At 68.2% G+C, this 22,783-nt stretch carries 17 protein-coding genes; 8 read left to right on the top strand and 9 right to left on the bottom strand.

Features of this window, described 5'->3' with window-relative positions; translation table 11 throughout:
- Positions 1 to 31 precede the first annotated feature (31 nt).
- Both GRI40_RS03540 and GRI40_RS03535 read left to right on the top strand, forming a co-directional pair.
- Positions 32 to 793 (top strand): SDR family NAD(P)-dependent oxidoreductase, encoded by a 762-nt coding sequence (locus GRI40_RS03540; RefSeq protein ID WP_237488986.1) that lies wholly within the window; start codon positions 32 to 34, stop codon positions 791 to 793.
- The gene (locus tag GRI40_RS03535) at positions 786 to 2,072 is read left to right on the top strand and encodes an MFS transporter (RefSeq protein ID WP_160610066.1); all 1,287 of its coding nucleotides are present in this window, start codon (positions 786 to 788) and stop codon (positions 2,070 to 2,072) included. Before GRI40_RS03540 ends, GRI40_RS03535 begins: the two co-directional genes overlap by 8 nt.
- On the opposite strand, the gene GRI40_RS03530 is transcribed toward GRI40_RS03535, so the two are convergent.
- A complete protein-coding gene (locus GRI40_RS03530; protein ID WP_160610065.1) occupies positions 2,039 to 2,818 on the bottom strand; it encodes an SDR family NAD(P)-dependent oxidoreductase in 780 nt (259 codons plus the stop codon). The genes GRI40_RS03535 and GRI40_RS03530 overlap by 34 nt on opposite strands.
- A gap of 13 nt (positions 2,819 to 2,831) precedes the next feature.
- Positions 2,832 to 3,692 carry a glucose 1-dehydrogenase gene (locus GRI40_RS03525; protein ID WP_337190480.1) on the bottom strand — a complete coding sequence of 287 codons (861 nt, stop codon included), beginning with the start codon at positions 3,690 to 3,692 and terminating at the stop codon, positions 2,832 to 2,834.
- A 42-nt stretch (positions 3,693 to 3,734) separates the two neighbouring features.
- On the opposite strand from GRI40_RS03525, the gene GRI40_RS03520 reads away from it, so the two are divergent.
- Positions 3,735 to 5,858, top strand: coding sequence for an oxidoreductase (locus GRI40_RS03520; protein ID WP_160610064.1), 2,124 nt, complete (start codon positions 3,735 to 3,737; stop codon positions 5,856 to 5,858).
- 64 nt (positions 5,859 to 5,922) lie between these two features.
- Here the strand turns inward: GRI40_RS03520 and GRI40_RS03515 are convergent, their stop codons facing one another.
- Positions 5,923 to 7,488, bottom strand: coding sequence for a glycerol-3-phosphate dehydrogenase (locus GRI40_RS03515; protein WP_160610063.1), 1,566 nt, complete (start codon positions 7,486 to 7,488; stop codon positions 5,923 to 5,925).
- A 66-nt stretch (positions 7,489 to 7,554) separates the two neighbouring features.
- Between GRI40_RS03515 and glpK the strand changes: the two genes are divergently transcribed.
- A complete protein-coding gene (glpK, locus tag GRI40_RS03510) occupies positions 7,555 to 9,063 on the top strand; it encodes a glycerol kinase GlpK (protein ID WP_160610062.1) in 1,509 nt (502 codons plus the stop codon).
- Here glpK and GRI40_RS03505 read toward each other — a convergent pair.
- Both GRI40_RS03505 and GRI40_RS03500 read right to left on the bottom strand, forming a co-directional pair.
- Positions 9,048 to 9,425 carry a DUF6285 domain-containing protein gene (locus tag GRI40_RS03505; RefSeq protein ID WP_160610061.1) on the bottom strand — a complete coding sequence of 126 codons (378 nt, stop codon included), beginning with the start codon at positions 9,423 to 9,425 and terminating at the stop codon, positions 9,048 to 9,050. The two genes, glpK and GRI40_RS03505, sit on opposite strands and share 16 nt — an antisense overlap.
- Entirely contained in the window at positions 9,415 to 10,434 is a 1,020-nt protein-coding gene (locus GRI40_RS03500) for a phosphotransferase (RefSeq protein WP_202390129.1), read from the bottom strand. Before GRI40_RS03500 ends, GRI40_RS03505 begins: the two co-directional genes overlap by 11 nt.
- A gap of 64 nt (positions 10,435 to 10,498) precedes the next feature.
- On the opposite strand from GRI40_RS03500, the gene kynU reads away from it, so the two are divergent.
- On the top strand, positions 10,499 to 11,722 hold the full coding sequence (gene kynU, locus GRI40_RS03495; RefSeq protein ID WP_160610059.1) for a kynureninase: 1,224 nt from the start codon (positions 10,499 to 10,501) through the stop codon (positions 11,720 to 11,722).
- A gap of 16 nt (positions 11,723 to 11,738) precedes the next feature.
- Positions 11,739 to 12,575, top strand: coding sequence for an alpha/beta hydrolase (locus tag GRI40_RS03490; protein ID WP_160610058.1), 837 nt, complete (start codon positions 11,739 to 11,741; stop codon positions 12,573 to 12,575).
- 6 nt (positions 12,576 to 12,581) lie between these two features.
- Here GRI40_RS03490 and acs read toward each other — a convergent pair whose 3' ends face one another.
- The 4 genes from acs to GRI40_RS03470 form a co-directional block, all read right to left on the bottom strand.
- Entirely contained in the window at positions 12,582 to 14,549 is a 1,968-nt protein-coding gene (acs, locus tag GRI40_RS03485; protein ID WP_160610057.1) for an acetate--CoA ligase, read from the bottom strand.
- A 32-nt stretch (positions 14,550 to 14,581) separates the two neighbouring features.
- Positions 14,582 to 16,117, bottom strand: a complete 1,536-nt coding sequence (locus tag GRI40_RS03480) for an acetyl-CoA acetyltransferase (RefSeq protein ID WP_160610056.1) — start codon at positions 16,115 to 16,117, stop codon at positions 14,582 to 14,584.
- Positions 16,118 to 16,249: 132 nt separating this feature from the next.
- Positions 16,250 to 18,289 (bottom strand): 3-hydroxyacyl-CoA dehydrogenase NAD-binding domain-containing protein, encoded by a 2,040-nt coding sequence (locus GRI40_RS03475; protein ID WP_160610055.1) that lies wholly within the window; start codon positions 18,287 to 18,289, stop codon positions 16,250 to 16,252.
- A 12-nt stretch (positions 18,290 to 18,301) separates the two neighbouring features.
- Positions 18,302 to 19,537 carry a serine hydrolase domain-containing protein gene (locus tag GRI40_RS03470; protein ID WP_160610054.1) on the bottom strand — a complete coding sequence of 412 codons (1,236 nt, stop codon included), beginning with the start codon at positions 19,535 to 19,537 and terminating at the stop codon, positions 18,302 to 18,304.
- A 189-nt stretch (positions 19,538 to 19,726) separates the two neighbouring features.
- Between GRI40_RS03470 and GRI40_RS03465 the strand changes: the two genes are divergently transcribed.
- Together GRI40_RS03465 and GRI40_RS03460 are read left to right on the top strand one after the other, a co-directional pair.
- Complete coding sequence (locus GRI40_RS03465; protein WP_160610053.1) at positions 19,727 to 21,493, top strand: class I adenylate-forming enzyme family protein; 1,767 nt, start codon at positions 19,727 to 19,729, stop codon at positions 21,491 to 21,493.
- Positions 21,494 to 21,500: 7 nt separating this feature from the next.
- Complete coding sequence (locus GRI40_RS03460; RefSeq protein ID WP_160610052.1) at positions 21,501 to 22,748, top strand: TetR/AcrR family transcriptional regulator; 1,248 nt, start codon at positions 21,501 to 21,503, stop codon at positions 22,746 to 22,748.
- The last annotated feature ends 35 nt before the right edge of the window (positions 22,749 to 22,783 follow it).

Below are 22,783 nucleotides of genomic sequence, written 5' to 3'. Positions count from 1 at the left end.
CAATAGGAAAACGCATTGGGCGATTGGAGCGATGATGCGCGGTTTGCAGGGCAAGGTCGGGGTGATCGCGGGCGGGGCGCGCGGAATCGGGGCGGCGACCGCGCGGCGCCTGGCGGAAGAGGGTGCCAGCGTCGTCATCGGAGACCTGTTGGCCGACCAGGCCGAGGAAACGGCAAATGCGATCCGCGCCGCCGGCGGCAAGGCGATCGCGGTGATGCTCGACGGGACCGACGCGGAATCCCAGGCCGCCATCGTGCAGGCCGCGCAGGACGAATTCGGCGGCCTCGACTTCTACCATTCCAACCTGGCGGGCGGGACAGACGGCGATATCGACGCGCTGAACTGTCCGGTCGATGTGCTTGAGAAAAGCTTTGCGATCAACAGCAAGAGCCATTTCCTCGCGACTCAGGCCGCGCTCCCGGCCATGCTGGAGCGCGGTGGCGGGGCGATGATCTACACCTCGTCGGGCGCGGCATCGGGCGGCGCGCCGTGGCAGGTCGCCTATCCGATGACGAAGAACGCCATCCACCCCCTGGCGCGGCACGTTGCGGCGAAGTGGGGAAAGCAGGGCATCCGCGCGAACGTCATCTGTCCCGGCCTGGTTCTAACGGAAGCGGTGAAGCTTCATCTGACCGACGAATATGTGGAGCGCGGCTTGAAGGCCGTTCCCCACACCCGTCTTGGTGCGCCCGAAGACATTGCCGCGGCAGTCGCGTTCCTTGCGTCCGACGACGGCGCGTGGGTGAATGGGCAGGTCTGGCACGTCAACGGCGGAGCACAAATGCGTGACTGAGGCCCAGGCCGCCCGCGGCACCAACCCATGGCTGGCGCTGTTCGCCCTGCTGGTCGTCGGCATATTCAACTATGCCGACCGGTTTCTCGTCACCGGGCTCGTCGGGCCGCTCAAGGAAACATTCCAGGTCGGCGACGGCTTCATCGGCCTGTTGATGGGGCCGGCGTTCGTGCTGCTGTTCGTCGCGGCAGGTGTGCCGATCGCGCGCATCGCCGATCGCCGATCGCGGGTGAAGATCATCGCGCTGGGCTGCGTGATGTGGAGCGCCTGCACAGTCGCGACCGGTCTTGCCGTCAGCCCATGGCAGATCGCGCTTGCCCGGGTCGGCGTGGGGGTGGGGGAAGCCGCGTTCGCTGCGCCTGCCTATTCTCTGCTCGCGGATTTCTTTAGGCCGGAGCGGCGCGGGCTCGCCTTCGCGATTCTGGGTCTCACAACCTATATCGGCCAGATCGCCGGGCAGGCGGGCGGTCCGGCGGTGGCGGCCGAATACGGTTGGCGCACGGCGTTCTGGGGCCTCGGCGCGGCGGGCCTGACCTTCGGGCTGATCCTGCCCCTGATCGTGAAAGACCCGCCACGCGGGGGGCGCGTCGCACCGTCCGCGACGATTCCCTTCCGCGAGCTCATCGCAACCCTGCGCGCTGCGCCGAGTTACCTGCTGATGGCCCTGGCATTCGGACTCGGGTCGCTTTCAGGGGTGTCGTTCGGATTCTGGGGGCCGGAAGTCTTCGCGCGCGCCTATGGCGTCGATCCGGTCGTGGCGAAGTCCACTTTCGCAGGCTATTTCGGGATCGCCGGGCTCACCGGCATGCTGGCCTTCGGCGCGGTCACGGATCGCCTTTCGAAACGCTCCATGCAATGGCCGTTGCGGCTTGGCGCGATCGCCCTGTTCGCCGCCACAGTCTGCGTCCTGGCGGCGACCTGGGCCCCGTCCTTGACGATTGCGAAGGCGCTGGCGATCCCGTCCGGGCTGATGGGTGGCGGCTGGTCGATCGGGTTCCTTGCGACGCTGGCCTATGTTCTCCCCGACCGTTTCCGCGCGACCGCGACCGCGCTGTTTCTCGCGGCGACGACCTTGCTGGGGTTTTTCATCGGTCCGTGGGCGGCCGGCCAGATCAGCCAGTCCCTCGGCAACGACGCGATGTCGCTGCGGATTGGTCTGTCGGTGACGATCCCCGCCGGCTTCGTGGCCGCGGCTCTGGCCTGGATAGCCATGCGCCGGGTGGAAGCCGACAGGGAACGGCTGGCTCAGGCCGCTGGAGACCCTGGCAGCCCTATGTAGTAGTGCCCGGCGTTGAGCCCGCCGTCGACCGACAGCTCCGTGCCGTAGCAGTACCGTCCGTCATCTGACGCGAGGAAGGCGGCGGCGGCGGCGATATCCTCCGGATCGCCGGCGCGCTGCGCAGGATAGATACTGAAGGCCGCGTCGACATGTTCGCGCGGGGCGTTCGTCGGGTTGGTCATCGCCGAGACGATGCCGCCCGGATGGATCGAGTTCACCCGGATTCCGCGGGGCCCCAGTTCGAGCGCGCATGACTTGGTGAACCCGCGCACGGCAAATTTCGACGCGCAGTAGGCTGATAGGGCGTTTGCGCCCGAGATGCCGTCGGCGGAGCTCATGTTGACGATGGAGCCCCCTCCGTCTCGTTCGAGCAGAGGGATTGCGGCCTGGCTGCCGATCATGACGCCCATCACGTTGATGTCGATGATGCGGCGCATCTCGTCTTCGGTGAGGTCGTCGAGCGCCTTGAACACGATGACGCCCGCGTTGTTCACGAGGCAGTCGAGCCGGCCGAAGCGCTGCTCCGTTTCGGCGAGGGCGGCATCCCAGTCGGCCCGGCGGGTAACGTCGAGCCGCACGAAGACGACGCCATCCCCAAGCTCGCTGGCGAGGGCGGCGCCTTCGGTGTCGAGCACGTCGGCGATGACGACGTGGGCGCCTTCGCGAACGAAACGGCGCACGATACCTTCACCGATCCCGCGCGCGCCACCGGTGACGAGCGCAACCTTGCCTTGCAAACGATTCATGTCCTGTCTCCTGTCAGACAGCGGTTGCGCCGCCGTCGATCACCAGCGGGTGGCCGGTGACAAAGCTCGCCTGGTCGGAACACAGCCAGAGGACCGCCGCCGCGATCTCCTCGGCGCGGCCCATCCGGCCCATCGGGGTCATCTTGTCGATCACCGCTTTCATCTCCGGGTCGGCGGTGAGCGGCGCAGTCATTGGTGTTTCGATGACGCCCGGACAAACCGCGTTGACCCTGATTCCGGCCGTCGCCCAGCGCAATGCGCCATGTCGCGTAAGGCCGATCACGCCGTGCTTGGTCGCGACATAGCCCGGTTGCGCGCCGTTGCCGGTGAGCCCGTTGATCGACGATGTGTTGACGATCGCGCCCTTGCCTTGCGGAAGCATCGCGGCTGCTTCCTCGCGCATGCAATACATGACGCCTGACAGGTTGATCGCAATGCTGCGGTCCCACACCGCGTCTTCGTATTCATCGGCCCCCAGGTTGTTGATGCCGGCGTTGTTGTGCGCGAAATCCAGTTGCCCAAACTCGGACATAGCGCGCGCCACGAGGGTCTTGACCTCGGCCGGATCGGCCACGTTGCAGCGCTGATAGATCGCGGTGCCGCCGGCGTCCGCGATCATCGCCAGGGTTTCTTCGCCGCCGTCGTCGTTCACATCCGATACGACGACACGCGCGCCCGAGGCGGCGAACGCCAGAGCGGTCGCGCGGCCGATCCCGCCGCTCGCGCCAGTGACCAGCGCCACTTTGCCGTCGAAGCCGTAGTTCATGCATGCTCTCCGTCGCGAAATGCGTAATGACCACCATAACCAAGGACGCAAACAACGCAATAACCGCTTACAATCTGCGGTGATGCGGATTAAAACGCGATCAGTCACCGCACTGACGCAACAGGTGCGAAATCACGAGGATTGCCGGGAATGAGTGCTTCACCCTACGCCCACCTGCTTTCGCCCGGCCGGATCGGCAGCATGGAGCTTCGCAACCGTATCGCCGTGACGGCGATGGGCGTGAGCCTGTCCGAACCGGACGGCACCGTCGGTGAGCGACTGGCGGCCTATCACGAGGAACAGGCCAGGGGCGGCGCGGGCCTGATTATTACCGGGGTGCTCGGCGTCGCATGGCCGGTCGGGGCGGTGCAGCCCTGCCAGACCGCGATTTCGGACGACAAGTTCCTGCCTGGCCTGACGGCGCTGGCCAGCCGGGTCCACGCGCACGGGGCGAAGATCGCGGCCCAGCTCCATCACGGCGGATTGGTGGCGGGATACTCTTCGGATGAATTCGACCAGCCGCTCTGGACGCCCAGCGTGCCCCCGCCGATGCAGGGCGATTTCCTCGATTATTTCCTGCCCGAGGAGCTGGCCGGATTCGCCGGCGGCAAGCTGCCGTCGCTCAAGGTGCTGGACAAGGCGGACATCGATCTCGTGGTGGCGCAGTTCGCGGCCGGTGCGCGCCGCGCCAGGGAGGCCGGGTTCGACGGAGTCGAGATCCACAGCGGGCACGGCTACCTGCTGTCATCGTTCATTTCGCCCAAGACCAATACCCGCACCGACGAATACGGGGGGTCGCTGGAAAACCGGGTGCGGCTGCTGCTGGAGGTGATCGCCGCAGTGCGGGCGGAAGTGGGTCCGGACTTCCCAGTCTGGTGCAAGCTCGATTCCCGCGAAATCGGCAAGGAGGGCGGGATCGAGCTGGACGATTGCATCGCGGCGGCGAAGCTGGTCGAGAGGGCCGGTGTGGATGCGATCACTGTCACCGCGTATCACGACACCGGCAAGGGTAAGCTCCATTCCGGCTCGAACATTCCGCACGAACCGGAAACGAACATTCCTTCAGCCGCGGAGGTCAGGCGCGCCGTAGGGATCCCGGTCATCGCGTCCGGCCGCGTCGAGCCAGAGGCCGGCGACAAGCACATTGCGGACGGCAAATACGATTTCCTGGCGATGGGCCGCAAGCTGCTCGCCGATCCGGCCCTGCCGGCAAAGCTGGCGGGCAACGCGCCGGATTCCGTGCGTCCGTGCATCTATTGCTACACCTGCGTTTCGACAGCCTATGTGCGCACGCAAGTGCGCTGCGCCGTCAATCCGGAGACCGGGTTCGAGTGCGAACGCCCCACCTCGCTGGTGACGGGAAAGCACTTCGTGATCGTCGGCGGTGGGCCAGGCGGAATGGAGGCTGCAAGGCGCATGCACGAAGCGGGCAACCGGGTGACCCTGATCGAAAAGGGCGCGCGGCTCGGCGGCACTTTGCGCATCGCGTCGCTCGCGTATCCGGCGAATGAACGGCTGCTGGACTGGCTGATCCAGGAAGTCGAACGCTCATCGATCGACGTGCGGCTGAACACCGAAGCCGACGCCGGGCTTCTGCGCGAACTGAAGCCGGATGCGGTCATTGTGGCGAGCGGCGCGCGGCGCGCGATGCCCGATCTGCCCGGCAACGACCTGCCTCACGTCTTCAGCGGCGAAGACATGCGCAACCTCCTGCTGGGGGAGGGGAGCACGGAGCTGAAGCGCAAGACCGGATTGATGACCCGCATGGCGACCAGGATCGGCGCCGCGACCGGTGCGACCGCGAACATCGACTTCGTCCGCACGGCGACGAAAGCCTGGATGCCGCTGGGCCAGAACGTGGTGATCGTCGGCGGCGAGCTGGTCGGGGTCGAACTGGCCGAATTCCTGCACGAACGCGGCCGGACGGTCACTGTGCTCGAACCGTCGCCCGCACTGGGCAGGGGGCTGACCTTGGTCCGGAGGATGCGGCTGCTCGCGGAACTCAAGGAGCATGGCGTGGCCTTGCTGGCCGGCGTCCGCGACCTTTCGATCGAGCAGGACGTGGTTCGCTTCACCGACGCGGCGGGGGCGGAGCGCACGGTGCCGGCCGACCACGTGATCGTCGCGATGGGCGCGCATGGCGACACGTCGCTGGCCGACCGCTTGCGCGCCGATGGCTTCGCCGTCGAGACTGTCGGCGACGCGAACGGGGTAAGCTACATCGAAGGCGCGATACGCGGGGCCGCCGACGCGGTCATGAGATTGAGCGCCTGAAAGACGCCAGAGCCGGCAACCGGCTCGAGCGAAAAGGCGGGATGACGGTCGAGGAACAGCGACGTCACCTACGCGCCGTCGATTGAATGCGGCCGGCCGGTGCGGGGTCCGCCGCCCTAGTGCGCGTGTGATCGGCCAGCCATTGGTCGATGGCAGGCCAGTCAGCCGGCGGAATGTCCAGCCCCAGCTTTGTGCGCCGAAACAGGACGTCTTCCGCGGTCCGCGCCCACTCCCTGTCTGCCAGCCACGCCAGTTCGCGCGCGGTCAGGCCAGCCCCGAACGCCTGTCCCAGGTCGCCGGGTTCCGTGACGTCGTGGAGGATATCCTCGGCCGCGGTGCCGTAAGTATCGGCGAGCCGCGCCAGCAGGTCAGCCGGCAAGGCCGGATGCCGGGCTTTCAGCGTTTCCCGGAATGCGCGCCGGTCCCTGTCCGGCAAGTCGCCGCCGGGGAGCGCCGCGCCGGACGTCCACCCGGTCGGGGACGAACCGAGGATGGGCGCGAGGATCTCCAGCGCGTGTTCGGCCAGCTTGCGGTATGTCGTGATCTTGCCCCCGAACACGCTCAGCAGTGGGGCTCGGCCCCCGTCCGCATCGAGGTCGAGCACGTAGTCGCGTGTCACGGCCGAGGCGTTCGCGGCCCGGTCGTCATAGAGCGGGCGGATCCCGGAATATGTCCAAGCAATGTCCTGGGCGGTGACAGGCCGCGCAAAATTACGCGTGACGGTGGCGAGCAGGTAGTCCGTTTCCGCGGCGCTGATGGCCGGTTCGCCCGGCGGCCCATGCCAGGGCTCGTCCGTCGTGCCCACAAGCGTGAACCTGTCGAGCCAGGGGATCGCGAAGACGACCCGTCCGTCCGGATTCTGCAGCAGAAACGCGTGGGCGCCGGGGTAGAGCCGGGGCAGGACGATGTGGCTGCCCTTGACCAGCCGGACATGGCTGCTTTTCCGGGCGCATTCGACCGTGCCGATCACCTGATTGACCCATGGGCCCGCCGCGTTGACGATCGCCCGCGCGCGGACCGTGCGCTCGCGGGCAGAATCCTTGAGCGTGGCGGACCATCCGGCGGCCGTGCGCTGCGCCCGGACGAAGGCGGTGCGGGTGCAGACGCGGGCGCCCCGTTCCGCCGCATCGCGTGCGTTGAGGACGACCAGCCGCGCATCGTCCACCCAGCAGTCGTAGTAGGCGAACGCGCGGCCGCCGCGGTGTCGCAGTCCTTCGCCGCGCGCATCGGTGGCGAGGCGCACGGTCTGCGTCGCCGGCAGGCGCTTGCGTCCGCCCAGGTGGTCGTACACGAACAGCCCGGCGCGGATGAGCCACGCGGGGCGCGAACCGGCACTTTGCGGCAGGACGAATTCCAGCGGCCATATGATGTGCGGGGCGATGGCCATCAGCCGCTCGCGCTCGATCAGCGATTCGCGCACCAGCCGCACCTCGCCGTATTCGAGATAGCGGAGTCCGCCGTGCACGAGCTTGGTGGAGGCGGACGAGGTGTGGCTGGCCAGATCGTCGCGCTCCACCAGCAAGACCGACAGCCCGCGGCCGGCGGCGTCGCGCGCAATGCCGGCGCCGTTGATCCCGCCGCCCACGACCAGCAGGTCGATCGTTTCGCAAGGCGGGTTCGTCGGCGCCATCGCCTTGCTCTATAGCCCGCTTTGCGCTTTGCACACCTTGGCGATGACCGGGAAGGGGACGGGACGATGGCGGATGCGAGGTACGTGCTGGCGGTCGACCAGGGCACCACGTCCACCCGGGCGATCGTGTTCGATGCGGCCGGAAACGGGCTGGCGACCGCGCAAAGAGAATTCTCTCAACACTATCCTGAGAGAGGTTGGGTCGAACACGATCCCGAAGTTATCTGGCGCGATACCCTGGAGACGATGCGCGCCGCATTGGCCGAGAGCGGATTGCACGCATCCGCGATTGCCGGGATCGGCATCACCAACCAGCGCGAAACCGTTGTTGTCTGGGATCGCGAGACGGGCGTGCCGGTCCACCGCGCCATCGTCTGGCAGGATCGCCGCACGGCGGATGTGTGTGCCGCGCTGCGGGACGCGGGCCATGAGCCGGAAGTGCGGGCAAAAACGGGCCTGCTGCTCGACCCCTATTTCTCCGCCACGAAGGTCGCCTGGATTCTCGACCATGTCGAAGGCGCGCGGGAACGGGCCGAAGCGGGCGCGCTTGCCTTCGGGACGATCGACAGCTTCCTGCTCTGGCGCCTGACGGGCGGCCGGGTCCACGCGACCGATCCCACCAATGCGGGACGGACGCTGCTCTACGACATCCGCGCCGACCGGTGGGATACTGACCTGTGCAAGCTCTTCCGCGTGCCGATGGCCATGCTGCCGCTGGTCCACGACAACAGCCACGTGTTCGGCCACACCGCGCCCGGCCTGTTCGATGCGGCGATCCCGATTGCAGGCATCGCGGGCGATCAGCAGGCGGCCTTGTTCGGGCAGGCGTGTTTCAGCGCGGGCATGGCCAAGGCGACATACGGGACGGGCTGCTTCCTCCTGCTCAACACCGGCAGCGAGGCGGAGCTGTCCGACGACAAGCTCCTGGCGACACCCGCGTATCGCCTTGCGGGGAAGACGACCTACGCGCTGGAAGGATCGATCTTCGTGGCCGGGGCGGCGATCAAGTGGCTGCGCGACGGCCTGGGCGTGATCGCACACGCCAGCGAGACCAGCGGCCTCGCCACGGGCGTGCCCGACAGCCACGGCGTGTACATGGTGCCGGCCTTTGTCGGCCTGGGTGCGCCGCACTGGGACCCGGATGCCCGCGCGGCGATCTTCGGGCTGACGCTCGATGCCACGGGCGCGCACCTCGCCCGCGCGGCGCTGGAGGCAGTGGCTTACCAGACGATGGATCTGGTGGATGCGATGATCGCGGGCGGCGCGGACAGGCCCGCCACGATCCGCATCGACGGGGGCATGGCCGCCAACGACTGGCTGTGCCAGTTCATCGCGGACATGCTGGGGGTGACGGTGGAACGGCCCGCGCATCTCGAGACGACGGCGCTGGGCGCGGCGTTCCTGGCCGGGCTGGCAATGGGGGTCTGGCGCGATCTGGACACGCTGGCAGGCCTGGTTCGGGCGACCGACCGCTTCGTGCCGGCCATGGCCGACGATCGCCGCGCCGAGCTGCGCCGCGGATGGCATGCCGCCATATCGCGCACGCTGACAACGCGCGATCAGTCGCGGGGTTGACCGCCGTCCCCTTCGCCCCGCGATGCGCGGTAGGCGGGGTAAGTGGGCTGGTCGACCGCCAGCTTGGCCACGCTGGTGCGGATGAGGTGATCGATCAGCATCGAATCGTCGAGGCGGAGGGTGCCGCTCCTGATCGCGGCGCACAGCGCCTCGGTCGCTTCCCCGGCGCTGCCGAACTCGCCGAGCAGAGCCCCGATCCGTTCGCGGACCGCGCGCTCGAACGCGGGCCCCAGCGCAAGCTCGCGCTCCGCGATGCCCAGGGCATTGGCGGCGACTTTCTGCGGGAATCCCGGCGCCGCGCCGTGTTCCAGGGCCCGGCGGGCCTCGGCAATGAGCAGCAGGGCTGCGGGCCTATCGAGCATTCCACGCCCCGTGTCCCGGCGCGAGCAGGCGCATGAGATCGAATTCGGTTTCCGATGCCCGGCGCGCGATCACGCCGGCTTCCACCGTGCGTCTGCCGGCCACGAATGCTTCCGCCACCCCGGCGCACATCACCCCCCAGTTCATGGTCTGGAACACTTCCCAGGCGTGAAGCGCATCCCGGTCGACCGGCGCGCCGCCCGCTTCGGCGTAGCTTGCCAGCAGATCGTCGCGCGTGCCGAATCCGCCCACCGGCAGGTCGGGCCGCTGGAAGCGCCAGCTGCCGACGCAGAGCCAGGCAAGGTCATAGGCAGGCGGCCCGATCCGGGCGAGTTCCCAGTCCAGCACCGCGCGGATGCCTTCCGGCCCAACCATGAGATTGCCCGTGCGAAAATCTCCGTGAAGGAGGACGTTTCGCCCGGTGTCGGGCAGGTGCCCTGCCAGCCATCGGAGCGCATATTCGAACACCGGACGAGGCTGGCCGGTGTCGCGATAGCGTTGCTCCAGCGCGGCCAGTTCCTCCGCACTCGTCCGTTCGGCCAGCATCAGGGTCGCGTGATCGCGAACGGCGTGGATGCGGGCGAGTATCTCGCCGCACTGGCGCGCCATCCCGGCGCGGGCGGCGGCCAGTTCCGGCAGGCGCAGCACGCGGCCGCCGACTGTCTCCCCCTCCAGCCGCGCCATGACATAGCCGTCGCCGGCAGGGGAACCGCCGGGCAGTTCGAACGCGACCGCCGGGACAGGCACGCCCGCTTCCGCGACGCGTCGCACTACGGCCGCCTCTGCCGCGACGCTCGCCAGGCCTTGCGCGGAAAAGCGCCGCCCTGCAGGCTGCCGGCGCAAGACCAGCGGGCATTTCGTGCCGTCCGCCGCCTCGATGTCGAAGGCCCACATTTCCTTGCTCGCGCCGCCGGAAAGCTTGCGCAGGCCGGTGACGTGCCGGCAGTCGATGCCGGCGCCGCGTGCCGCGTTGGCAAGATGCGCCGCGAGTTCCGATTCCGCCCTGTCCACGGGCGGGGAGGATGGGCAAATCGCCCGTGGTTGGCAAACGCTTCCGGCGCTATGCATCCCGGCGATGACCCCCGAAGCTCTCGACGCCGCCGATGTCCTCGCCCCGTTTCGCCAGCGTTTCACGCTCCCCGCGGAGACGATCTATCTCGATGGAAACTCGCTCGGCGCGCTGCCGCGGGACACGGCGGCCCGGATGGCGGAGGCTGTCCGGAGCGAATGGGGCGAAGGCCTGATTCGATCGTGGAACGATGCGGGCTGGGTCGACGCGCCGGGGCGGATCGGGGACAAGATCGCGCGGCTGATCGGTGCCGGGCCGGGCGAGGTGATCGCGTGCGATTCCACCTCCGTCAACGTCTTCAAGGCCTTGACCGGCGCGCTCTCGCTGGCGCCGGAGCGGCGCGTGATCCTGTCGGAACGCGGCAATTTTCCCACCGATGTGTACATGATGCAGGGCATTGCCGCGCTCGGCGGCGGCCAGGTCGAAGCCCGGCTGGTCGAACCGGGCGCGCTGGAGGACGCGATCGACCAGACCGTCGCGGTCGTGCTGGTGACGCAGGTCCATTACAAGACCGGTCGCGTGCGCGACATGGCGGGCCTGACGCGCCGGGCGCATGAAGCGGGGGCCACGATCGTCTGGGATCTCAGCCACAGCGCGGGGGCGATCCCCGTGGATCTGGCCGGGGCGGGGCCCGACTTCGCCGTCGGCTGCGGGTACAAGTACCTCAATGGCGGGCCGGGGGCGCCGGCGTTCCTCTACGTCGCCCGGCGGCACCAGAACCGGGTGATGCCGGCACTTTCCGGATGGTTCGGCCACGCCGACCCGTTTGCCTTCGACGACACCTATCGCCCTGCCGAAGGGGTCGGCCGCTTCCTGGTGGGGACGCCGTCCGTGCTGGGGCTCGCCGCGCTGGAGGTGGGGGTGGACCTGTTTCTCGAAGCCGACATGGCAACGGTTCGCGCCAAGTCGCTTTCGCTCTCGGGCCTCTTCATCGAACGCATGGCGCCGCTTTGCGCCGGCCACGGTTTTCGCCTCGCCAGCCCGGAAAACCCGGCGGAACGGGGCAGCCAGGTTTCCTACAGCCACCCGGAAGGCTACGCGATCATGCGGGCGCTGATCGCGCGCGGCGTGATCGGCGATTTCCGCGCGCCGGATATCGTGCGCTTCGGCTTCACCCCGCTCTATACTTCCCACGCCGACGTCGCCGCGGCGGTCGCCGTGCTGGCGGAAGTGATGGAGACAGGGGCGTGGGACCGCCCGGAATACCGATCGCGCGCCGCGGTCACCTGACAGGGGAGAGAAGCAGATGGCACCGAGCGAGACCTGGACCGTAGGGGGCCACGGCGGGCTGCGTCTCCATGCGCAATCGTGGCTGCCCGGCGGCGCGGTGCGTGACGTGATCGCCATATCGCACGGCTACGCGGAGCACGGCGGGCGCTACGGCCACCTCGCCGAACGGCTGGTGGCATCGGGATATGCGGTCCACGCGCTCGACCATCGTGGGCACGGGCGGTCCGGCGGCAGGCGCGCGCTGGTCGACCGGATGGACCATGTGATCGAGGACTTCCAGCGGTTCGTGGCCCGGGTGCGGGCGCGGCATAGCGGGCAGCGGATCAAGCTCCTCGGCCACTCGATGGGCGGCAACGTCGCGTTCGGATATGCCCTGCGCTGGCCGGAAGACCTTTCGGGCCTGATCCTGTCCGGCCCCATGATCGGCGGCAGCCTGCCGATGGTGCAGCGGGCGGTGCTGCGCCTCCTGTCCGCGGCGGCGCCCAACACCGGCACGATCGCCCTGCCGCCCGAGGCCGTGAGCCGCGATCCCGCGGTGGTGCAGGCCTATATCGCTGACCCGCTCGTCACCACGGGCAAGCTCGCCGCGCGAACCGTGCACGAGATGTTCGCCGCGGTCGCGGGCTATCGCGACAAGGCTCCGTCAATGAATGTGCCCGTTCTGATCCAGCACGGTGAGGCCGACAGCCTGGTCCCCATCGACGGCATGCGCCCCGTTGCCGATCGCATCGGCGCGGCGGACAAGACGGTGATCGCCTATCCCGGCCTCTACCACGAGATCTACAACGAACCGGAGAAAGACGCCGTGATCGAAGACCTTCTGGCCTGGCTGGACGCGCATCCCGCACCCTGACGGGCGCTACCGGTTCAGCCGCCCTTCGATCAGCGTGTCGACGACGCCCGGCTCCGCCAGGGTGGAGGTATCGCCCAGCGCGCCGGTTTCATTCTCCGCGATCTTGCGCAGGATGCGGCGCATGATCTTGCCGCTGCGCGTCTTGGGCAGGGCAGGCGTAAAGTGCAGGTGGTCGGGCGAGGCGATCGGGCCAATCTCGCGCCGCACCTGGTTGCGCAGTTCCGCCGCCAGTTCCTCGCCCGGCTCTTCACCGGCATTGAGGGTGACGTAGCAATAGATGCCCTGGCCCTTGATATCGTGCGGGAAGCCGACGACCGCGGCCTCGGCCACCTTGTCGTGCAGCACCAGCGCGCTCTCGACCTCGGCGGTGCCCATGCGGTGGCCGCTGACGTTGATCACATCGTCGACCCGGCCGGTGATCCAGTAGTATCCGTCAGCGTCGCGGCGGCATCCGTCGCCGGTGAAGTACTTGCCCGGATATGTGCTGAAATAGGTCTGCACGAACCGATCGTGATCGCCATAGACCGTGCGCGACTGGCCGGGCCACGAACGGTCGATGACAAGGTTGCCGCTCGCCGCGCCGCCCGTGCGCTCGTCGGCGATCACCGTGCCGTCGCCATCCACAAGCTGCGGCGAGATGCCGAAGAACGGCCGGCCCGCGCTGCCCGGCTTCATGTCGTGCGCACCGGGCAGGGTGGTGATCATCACCCCGCCGGTTTCGGTCTGCCACCAGGTGTCCACCACCGGCAGCGCGCCCTTGCCAACCGTTTCCGAATACCAGCGCCAGGCCTCCGGATTGATCGGCTCCCCGACAGAGCCCAGCAGGCGCAGGGACGACAGGTCGTGGCGGTTCACCGGCTCCGCCCCTTCGCGCATCAGGGCGCGGATCGCGGTGGGCGCGGTGTAGAATATGTTGACCTTGTGCTTCGCCACGGTGGCCCAGAACCGGTCGTGGTCGGGATGGTTCGGCACGCCTTCGAACATCAGCGCCGTGGCACCGTTCTGCAGCGGGCCGTAAACGACATAGCTGTGCCCGGTGACCCATCCGATGTCCGCCGTGCACCAGAACACCTCGCCCGGCCGGTAATCGAAGGTGTAACGGAACGTCGTTTCGACCCAGACGGCATAGCCGCCGGTGGTGTGGAGCACGCCCTTGGGCTTGCCGGTGGATCCGCTGGTGTAGAGGATGAACAGCGGGTCTTCCGCGTTCATCGGTTCGCACGGGCATTCGCCAGGCACGCCTTGCGACAGGTCGTGATACCAGTGATCGCGCCCTTCGGTCATGGCTACATCGCCGCCGGTGTGGCGGACGACCAGCACCGCCTTTACGGAAGCTTTGGCCAGCGCTGCATCGACGTTGTCCTTCAGCGGAATGGTCTTGCCGCCGCGCAAGCCTTCGTCGGCGCAGACGATCCAGTCGCTGGCGCAGTCCTCCACCCGCCCGGCGATCGCCTCCGGGCTGAAGCCGCCGAAGATCACTGAATGCACCGCGCCGATGCGCGCGCAGGCGAGCATGGCGAACGCGCCTTCGGGCACCATCGGCATGTAGATCGTCACCCGGTCGCCCTTCGCGACGCCCATCTTCTTCAGCGTGTTCGCCATGCGGATCACCTCGGCCTGGAGATCGGCATACGTGATGCGGCGGACTTCGCCGGCGGGATCGTCCGGCTCGAAGATCAGAGCGATGCGGTCGCCGTTTCCGGCGGCGACGTGGCGGTCCACCGCGTTGTGGCAGATGTTGAGCGCGCCATCGACGAACCATTCGATGGAGACGGGATCGAAACGCCAGTCGCCCGCCTTGGTCGGCTGCCGGCTCCAGTCCAGCCGCTGCGCCTGTTCGAGCCAGAACCCGTCGCTGTCAGCCATGCTGCGGGCGTACATCTCCGCATACTGGGCGGCGGTGCAGTTGGTCCCCTGCTCAGCGGCAGCGGGGCGGCGCACCCATTCGTCGTGATGCGCGGCGGGCTCGGTCATGGCTCTCTCCTTGTCCAGCGAACGCTAGCCAATCACGCCGTGAGTGTGAACGCGTTCCGTTCTCCGTCGCTCGAAAGCGTGACTTGCCGGCCGAGCGGCTCGTGCGCCTCCATCTCGGCGACGGTGGCGGGATCGTCGCTGCGGGCGATGAAGCGGCGGCCGTCCGCGAGGCGCCCGATCGCGATGGCATAAGTCGGCCCGTCGCGGCCGTAGGCGATCGTGTAGGTTTCGATGGTGCCGACGCCTTCCGCGCGTTCGGCGCGCGGGGGCGGCGCGGCACGCGCAGGCTGCGTAACGCTCCAGCCAGGAAACGGCGCGGGCCGGGTGGAGAGGACGAGCGCGGCGTACTTGCTCTGGAAGCCGCCGTTTGCGCCCAGCAGGCCGAACGCGCCGGGCTGCGCGCGCAGCCGGTCCACCATGCCGGCGATGGCATGGCTGGAATACCCGTTGCCCGCGCCGCCGAAGTACGGGAGCCCTCCGGTGACGGTCAGCCCGCGCGGGTCGCCGGGTGCCAGACCGAGGTGGTCGATCGCGGTGGAGAACACGGCAATCGGGAAGCACGAATAGAAATCGAGCACCGCCATGTCCGCAATGCCTTTGCCCGCAGCGCCCAGCGCGGCGTCGAGCGCGGCCGCGGCCGCGGGGTATGCGCCCGGGTCGGCGCGATCGAGTATGTCGGGCTCCTCCGCCTGGGCGGCCCCGTGGATGAACACCCACTGCGACTCCGGAATGCCGGCCTCCCGCGCCGCGGCTGCCGACATGACCAGCAGGGCCGCACCCATGTTGACCTGGTCGCGCGCGACGACCTTCAGCGGGAAGGGATCGGCGATCATCCGGTTTCGGGGCGTGACAGCGGCGATATCCTCGGCCGAGAGCGGCTCGCTCGCGGCGCTGGAGAACGGGTTGGCAGCGGCCACCGCGCTGAAGGGTGCGAACAGCTCGCCCATCGCCGCGCGGTATGCCTCTCGGCTGAGGTCGAGTCGGGCCCGGCGGGCATTTTCGAGCAGGGCGTAGGCGATGGGGGCGGTGACGATGCCGTGGGCGATCCCCTCGCTGGTGAGGACCCGCATGGCGCCGCGGTCTTCCACTTCGCCCTCGTCATGCTCCGCCCAATCGCGTGTTTCGCCCAGGGCTACGAGGTGGCGCGTCGTGGAGATCGCTTCCGCCCCGAACACCATGCCGGCACCCACTTCGCCGCGCGCTATCCGGTCCGCCAACCCGACCAGCGCTGTGACGGGCGACTGGCCGCCGACCGCCTCCAGCACGGCGTGCCGGGGCGTGAGGCCAACGCGGCGCGCCACGGCGAGCGGGAACTTGTCCGGCTTCCCGAAGGGGGCGGGGGCCGCCCCCGAATCCGCGAACGTGCGGATCGCGCTGACGCTTTCGATCAGCGGCCGCAAGTCCCGCGCTGCGCCGGCATCGGCCAGGGCGCGCTCCGCAGCCCAGGCGGCGAGATCGGCGGCGGAGCGGGCGCGATAATCGGGATCGCCGATCCGCTCAACCACTTGCGCCACGCCGACGATGACGGGGGTGCGATCGACAGCGTCAGAGGACAATTCCTGGACCATGTCAGCCCTGGGCCATTATCCTGGCGGAACGATCCGGACGCCCGCCGCGAGCCGCTTGGGCAGCGGTTCGGCGGGGAGGGGGCAGTGTCATCGCGCGAGCATGCCTCGCTTCACGCGATGCGGGAAGCCCGATCACCGGTTGAACGTCTCGCCCGCCTCCGCCTTCCGCCGCAAGTAGTTGCTGACCGGAAGGCCATGCCTTTCAAGACCTTCGACCACGGTCTTGAGACCGATCGTGTCGGCCCAGAACATCGGGCCGCCGGTGTATAGCGGCCAGCCGTAACCGTTGATCCAGACCACATCGATGTCGCTGGCGCGCTGGGCCATCCCTTCTTCCAGGATCATCGCGCCCTCGTTCATCATCGGGTAGAGCAGCCGCTCGCGGATTTCCTCCTTGGACACCGCGCGCTGCGGCTTTCCTTCGCGGGCCGCGAATTCGGCGACGATCGCCTTCGTTTCTTCCGAAGGGGTGCGATTGCGCGCCTCGTCATAGTCGTAGAAACCCTTGCCGTTCTTCTGGCCGAAACGCCCCTTGGCGCACAGCGCCTCGCGGATCGTTTCCACCCGGCTCGGATCGCGATGCCAGCCGATGTCGATCCCGGCGAGATCGGCCATCTGGAACGGGCCCATCGGGAAGCCGAATTCGAGCAGGACGTCGTCCACGTCCCAATAATTCGCGCCTTCCAGGATCAGCGCGTTCGCCTGCTGCTGGCGCGGGCTCAACATGCGGTTGCCGATGAAGCCGTGGCATACGCCCGCGACCACGGCGACCTTGCCGATCGTCTTGGCCAGTTTCATGGCTGTCGCCAGCACATCGGCGCGGGTTTCCTTGCCGCGCACGATCTCCAGCAGTTTCATCACGTTGGCGGGCGAGAAGAAGTGCAGGCCGAGGACGTAGCCAGGCCGGCTGGTCGCCCGCGCGATCTCGTCAACGTCGAGGTAGCTGGTGTTGGTGGCGAGGATCGCGCCCTGCTTCGCCACTTCGTCGAGCTTGGCGAACACCTCCTTTTTCACGTCCATTGCTTCATACACCGCCTCGATGACGAGGTCGCAGTCGGCGAGGTCGGCGTAATCGAGCGTGGGAGTGAGGCGGCCCATCGCCTGTTCCACGCCATCGGCGGTCATGCGCCCGCGCTTTGCCGTGGCGTCGTAGTTCTTGCGGATCGTGCCGGTGCCGCGGTCGAGTGCGTCCTGCTGCATTTCGAGGATGGTTACCGGGATGCCTGCGGTCAGGAAATTCATCGCGATGCCGCCGCCCATCGTGCCCGCGCCGATCACGCCGACCTTGCGAATGGGGAGGATCGGGGTGTCGGCGGGCACGTCGTCGATCTTGTTCGCCGCGCGTTCGGCGAAGAAATAGTGGCGCATGGCGGCCGACTGGGTGCCGCCCATGAGCTTCAGGAACAGGTCGCGTTCGCGCTTCACACCTTCGGCGTAAGACAGTTCGCCCGCCGCCTTGACCGCCTCGATGGCGGCGTTGGGCGCGTCGAAGCCGCGGATCTTGCGCGCCTGGGAAGCGCGGAACCGGTCGAAGATGTCGGGATCGCGCACGCCGTCCTGGTTCTTCGTGCCTTCCGAGGCCCGGGGCACGGGCTGGCCGATCTTCGCGCGCGCGAATGCGACCGCGTCCGCTTCCAGGCTGTCCTCGCCCACGATCGCGTCGATCAGTCCGATGCTTTCGGCCTTGCTTGCTGAAATCGGATCGCCGCCGACGACCAGGGGCAGCGCGGCTTCCGCGCCGACCAGGCGCGGCAGGCGCTGGGTGCCCGCGGCGCCGGGGATGAGGCCGAGCTTCACCTCCGGCAGGCCGATCTTCGCGCTGGGCACCGCGACGCGGTAATGGCACGCGAGGGCGACCTCGCACCCGCCGCCGAGCGCCGTGCCGTGTATGGCTGCGACCACCGGCTTGTCGCTCGCTTCCATCGCGTCCAGTGTTTCGAGCAGGCTGGGGCCCTGCGGCGCCTTGCCGAATTCGGTGATGTCGGCGCCTGCGAAGAACGTGCGCCCGTCGCACCGAACGACGATCGCCTTCACCGCGTCATCGGCGAGGCCCGCCTCGATCTCGCGCTTCAGGCCCGACCGCACGGCCTGGCCCAGCGCGTTGACCGGCGGGTTATTCGAAACGATGATCAGGACTTCGCCGTTGCGGCGGGCGGTGATGGGATCGGTCATCGGGGGTTCTCCTCAGGCGCGGCTGTCGGCAAGCGCGGAATAGATCAAGGTCTTGAGCTGGCGGCGGATGGGGTAGGCGCTGGAGGGATAGACCTGCGTCATGAACACCATCGTGATGCCTTCCACCGGATCGACGAAGAACGCGGTGGAATAGGCGCCGCCCCAGTAGAATTCGCCCTTGCTGGCGGGCATCAGGGTCTTGGCCGGGTCAATGACGCACGCAAAGCCCAGGCCGAAGCCCACGCCCGCGTTCTGGCTTTCGGAAAACAGGCTTTGCGAAAGCTGGGTCAGGTCCTGGCCGCCCGGCAGGTGGTTGGCCGTCATCAGGGCGAGCGTCTTGGGGCTGACGATGCGCGCGCCGTCCAAAGCGCCGCCGTTCACCAGCATCGCGGCGAAGCGATGGTAATCGGCCAGGGTCCCGATCAGTCCGCCGCCCCCGCTGTCGAACGTGCCGGGCTGGTTGAGCTTGCTGGTCGGCCCCGCGTCGATCAGCTTCGCGGGCTGGCCGGGCAGGTACTGATAGGCATCGACCAGCCGCTCCGCCTCACCCTCCGCCACGCCGAAGCGGGTGTCCGTCATGCCCAGCGGCGCGAAGATATGCTGCGCGAAGTAATCGCCCAGCCGCATCCCCGAAATGCGTTCCACCGCAATGCCGAGCACATCGGTCGCGACCGAGTAGTTCCACCGTTCGCCGGGCGAGAATTCCAGCGGCAGCTTGCTCAGCCGCGCAATATACTCCTCGCTGGAAAGGTGCGCGCGCGCGAAGTCGAAGTTGTTCTCCCGATAGACCGCGTCGAGGTTGGTGCGGTTCTGCAGGCCGTAGGTGAGGCCGGACATATGGGTCAGCAGGTCGACGAAGCGCATCGGCCCTGCCGCCTTGCCCGGGACGAACGGGCTCGACCCGCCGCCGCCGGCATAGACCCGCAGGTCCGCGAATTCGGGGAGCACTTTCGTCACCGGGTCTTCCAGCGCGACCTTGCACTGTTCGACCAGCTGCATGAACGCGATCGAGGTGATCGGCTTGGTCATGCTGGCGATGCGGAACAGGGCATCGTCACGCAGCGGGCCGCGGCCTTCGCCCATCGTCCCCATTCGCGCGGCGTACACCGGCTGGCCGTCACGCGCGACGAGCAGCTGCATCATCGGCAGGCGGCCGGCGTCGAGATAGGCATCGCGCAGGAACGGTTCGATCCGGCCGAGCCGTTCCGGATCGAAACCAAGGCTGGCCGGTACTGTCACGTCCGACATCGTGTATTTTTCCCTCCGCACAGGTCGCTTCGTGCCATTGTGGCCGCAGGCATACCCGCCTTTCTGACAAGGGCAAACCCTCTCCGCCGCACGAGGCCATACCACGCGTTGGAAAGGGCACTTGCACCCGCGCCGCGAATATTCCTACAACCAGGCCGAATAACAACAAGGCGACGGCAAGGGAAAGCGATGTCGGAAACCAATGTGGCGCAGGCGCTCGGCTGGACGCCGCCGCCGGGCTGGCCGGCGATGAGCCGCGACGCCATCCAGGCCCGCCTGACCGCGCCCGGCGAACGGTTCGAGATGGAGTTGGTGGACATCCGCGGCGTCCCCACGCGGACATGGAAGAATGCGCCCGAAAACCTCCGCGCGCTCATGACGCTCGCCCGAACGCACGGCACCCGCGAATTTGTGATCTACGAAAGCGAGCGCGTGACATACGCCGCGTTCCACCGCGCTGTTGCCCGGCTCGCGGTCGAACTGCAGGCGCGCGGCGCTGCCAGGGGCGACCGGGTGGCGCTGGCCATGCGCAACCTTCCGGAGTGGCCCGTGGCCTTCTTCGCCGCCGTTTCGATCGGCGCGATCTGCGTGCCCCTCAACGCCTGGTGGACCGGGGGCGAGCTGGCGTACGGCCTTGCCGATTCCGGAACCAGCGTGCTGATCTGCGATGCGGAACGCTGGGACCGCATCGCGCCCCACGTGGCCGATATTCCCACGCTGCGGCACGTCTTCGTCAGCCGGGGGGAGCCGGGAACCCTCGCGGGCGGGGCCGAACGTCTCGAAACGCTGATCGGTGCGCCGGCGACCTGGGCGGACCTGCCCGACGCGGACCTGCCGAACGTGCCCATCGCGGCCGACGACGACGCGACGATCTTCTACACCAGCGGCACCACCGGCAATCCGAAGGGCGCGCTGGGCACGCACCGCAACCTCGTGACGAACATCTTCTCCAGCGCGTGGAACGCGGTCGTAGCCGCGCTGCGAAGGGGCGAAGTGCCGCCGGACCCCGTGCCCAGGACGATGCTGACGGTGATACCGCTGTTCCACGTCACCGCGTGTTCCGCCGGGCTGATGGGCGCGGTCGCTGCGGGCCACACCCTCGTCTACATGCGCCGGTGGGATCCGGTGCAGGCGTTCCAGGTGATGGAGCGCGAGCGGGTGAACGTGACCGGCGGCGTGCCGACGATCGCGTGGCAGCTGCTGGAGCACCCTGCTCGCGCGCAGTACGATCTCTCCAGCCTGGAAGCCATCGCCTATGGCGGCGCACCAAGCGCGCCGGAGTTGGTCCGCAAAATCCGCGATGAATTCGGCGCCTTGCCCAGCAACGGCTGGGGCATGACTGAGACCATGGCGACAGTGACCGGTATCTCGGCCGAGGATTACCTCAACCGGCCGACCAGTTGCGGTCCCCCGGTGGCGGTGGCCGACCTCAGGATCATGAGCGAGGACGGCGCGCGCGAATTGCCGGCGGGCGAAGTGGGCGAGCTGTGGGCGCGCGGACCGATGGTGGTGAAGGGATACTGGAACAAGCCGGAAGCGACGGCGGAGACGTTCGTCGATGGCTGGGTCCGCACCGGCGACCTCGCGCGGCTGGACGCGGAAGGGTTCTGCTACATCGTCGACCGGGCCAAGGACATGATCCTGCGCGGCGGGGAGAACATCTATTCCTCCGAAGTGGAGAACGTCCTCTACGATCACCCGGCCGTCACCGACGCGGCGCTGGTGGGTATTCCCCACCATACGCTGGGCGAAGAACCGGCCGCGGTCGTGCACCTGGCGCCCGGCACCAGCGCCAGCGAAGCGGAGCTGCAGGCCTGGGTGGCGGAGCGGCTGGCCCGGTTCAAGGTACCTGTCCGCGTGCTGTTCACCGAAGACACCCTGCCGCGCAACGCCAACGGCAAGATCCTGAAGAAGGACCTGAAGGCGCTGTTCGAACGCGAGCCGGAAAGGCTTTAGCGGGCCGATGGGCGAGGGGATGAGGGCGGGGGAAACCGGCCGTTTCGAACGGCGGCGGCAGGATGTGATCCAGGCCGCGTCCGAACTCATCAACGAACTGGGGGTGAAAGGCACGACCTTTGCCGAGCTGGCGCAGCGCGTCGGCCTCAACGCCACCAGCATCACCTATTACTTCGACCGCAAGGACAAGCTCGTCACCGCGGTGTACGAGGCGACCCTCGACTGGATGGAGCACGCCGCCCGCACCGCGGCGGCACAGGCGGAGCCGGCCGACCGGCTGCGCGCATTCATCGCCGCGCACGTCGCGCTGCGCCGCCGCATCCGCGCGGGCGAACGCGGCCTCATCACCGCGCTCAGCGAAATCCGCACGCTCGAGGAAGGCGCCCAGCGCCCGCTGCTGGATCAGTATTCCCGCATCGTCGGCCACGTCCGCGCCTTCTTCGGCGACGAGCGCCACGGATTGCAGCGCGCGGTGGACACCGCGCGGGCACATATCCTGCTGGAAGCCATGTTCTGGTGGCCGGTCTGGTCGCTGCGCTATTCCACGCGCGATTTCGACCGGCTGGAAGAGCGGATATTCGACGTGCTTGCGCACGGTCTCGCCGGGACGGGGCAGGGGTGGGCGCCGCGTCCGCTCGACAACCGGGCGTGGCGAGGCGAACGCGATGGGGAAGGGGATACGGTCGATGCCTTCCTGCGCGCGGCGACGGTGATGATCAATCAGCGGGGGTATCGCGGCGCGTCGGTCAACCGCATCGCCGCCGCGCTCAACGTGACCAAGGGCAGCTTCTACCACCACCACAGCGCGAAGGACGATCTCGTCTTCGCCTGCTTCGAACGCAGTTATGACCGGCTGTCGGCGGTGCAGCTCGCGGCGTGCGAGGCGGGCGGCGACGGCTGGTCCCAGATCGCCAGCGCGCTGGCCGAACTGGTGGACCTGCAGTTCCACGATGCCATGCCATTGCTGCGGACGGCGGCGCTGCAGGCCTTGCCCAGTGACGAACGGGGCAGCGTGGTGGTGCGTTCGAACCGCCTGGCAAATCGCTTCGCCGGGATGCTGGCGGATGGCATAGCCGATGGATCCGTGCGGGCGGTCGATCCGCTCGTGGCCAGCCAGCTCATCATGCCGGCTCTCAATGCCGCGTACGAAGCGCGCGGCTGGGCGGCGCGCCAGCCCGATCCGGCGCTGGCGGTGAAGCTCTACGCATGGACGCTGTGCGCCGGCGTGTTCACCGATCCGCCCGAAGTGCGCTGAACCGGGATCGCTGACAGGAAGCGCCGGGCTCCGCT

The organism is Tsuneonella aeria, assembly GCF_009827495.1.
Lineage (GTDB): Bacteria > Pseudomonadota > Alphaproteobacteria > Sphingomonadales > Sphingomonadaceae > Tsuneonella > Tsuneonella aeria.
The sequence above is the reverse complement of the archived record's forward strand: the minus strand, read 5'-3'. Positions and strand labels throughout refer to the sequence as shown.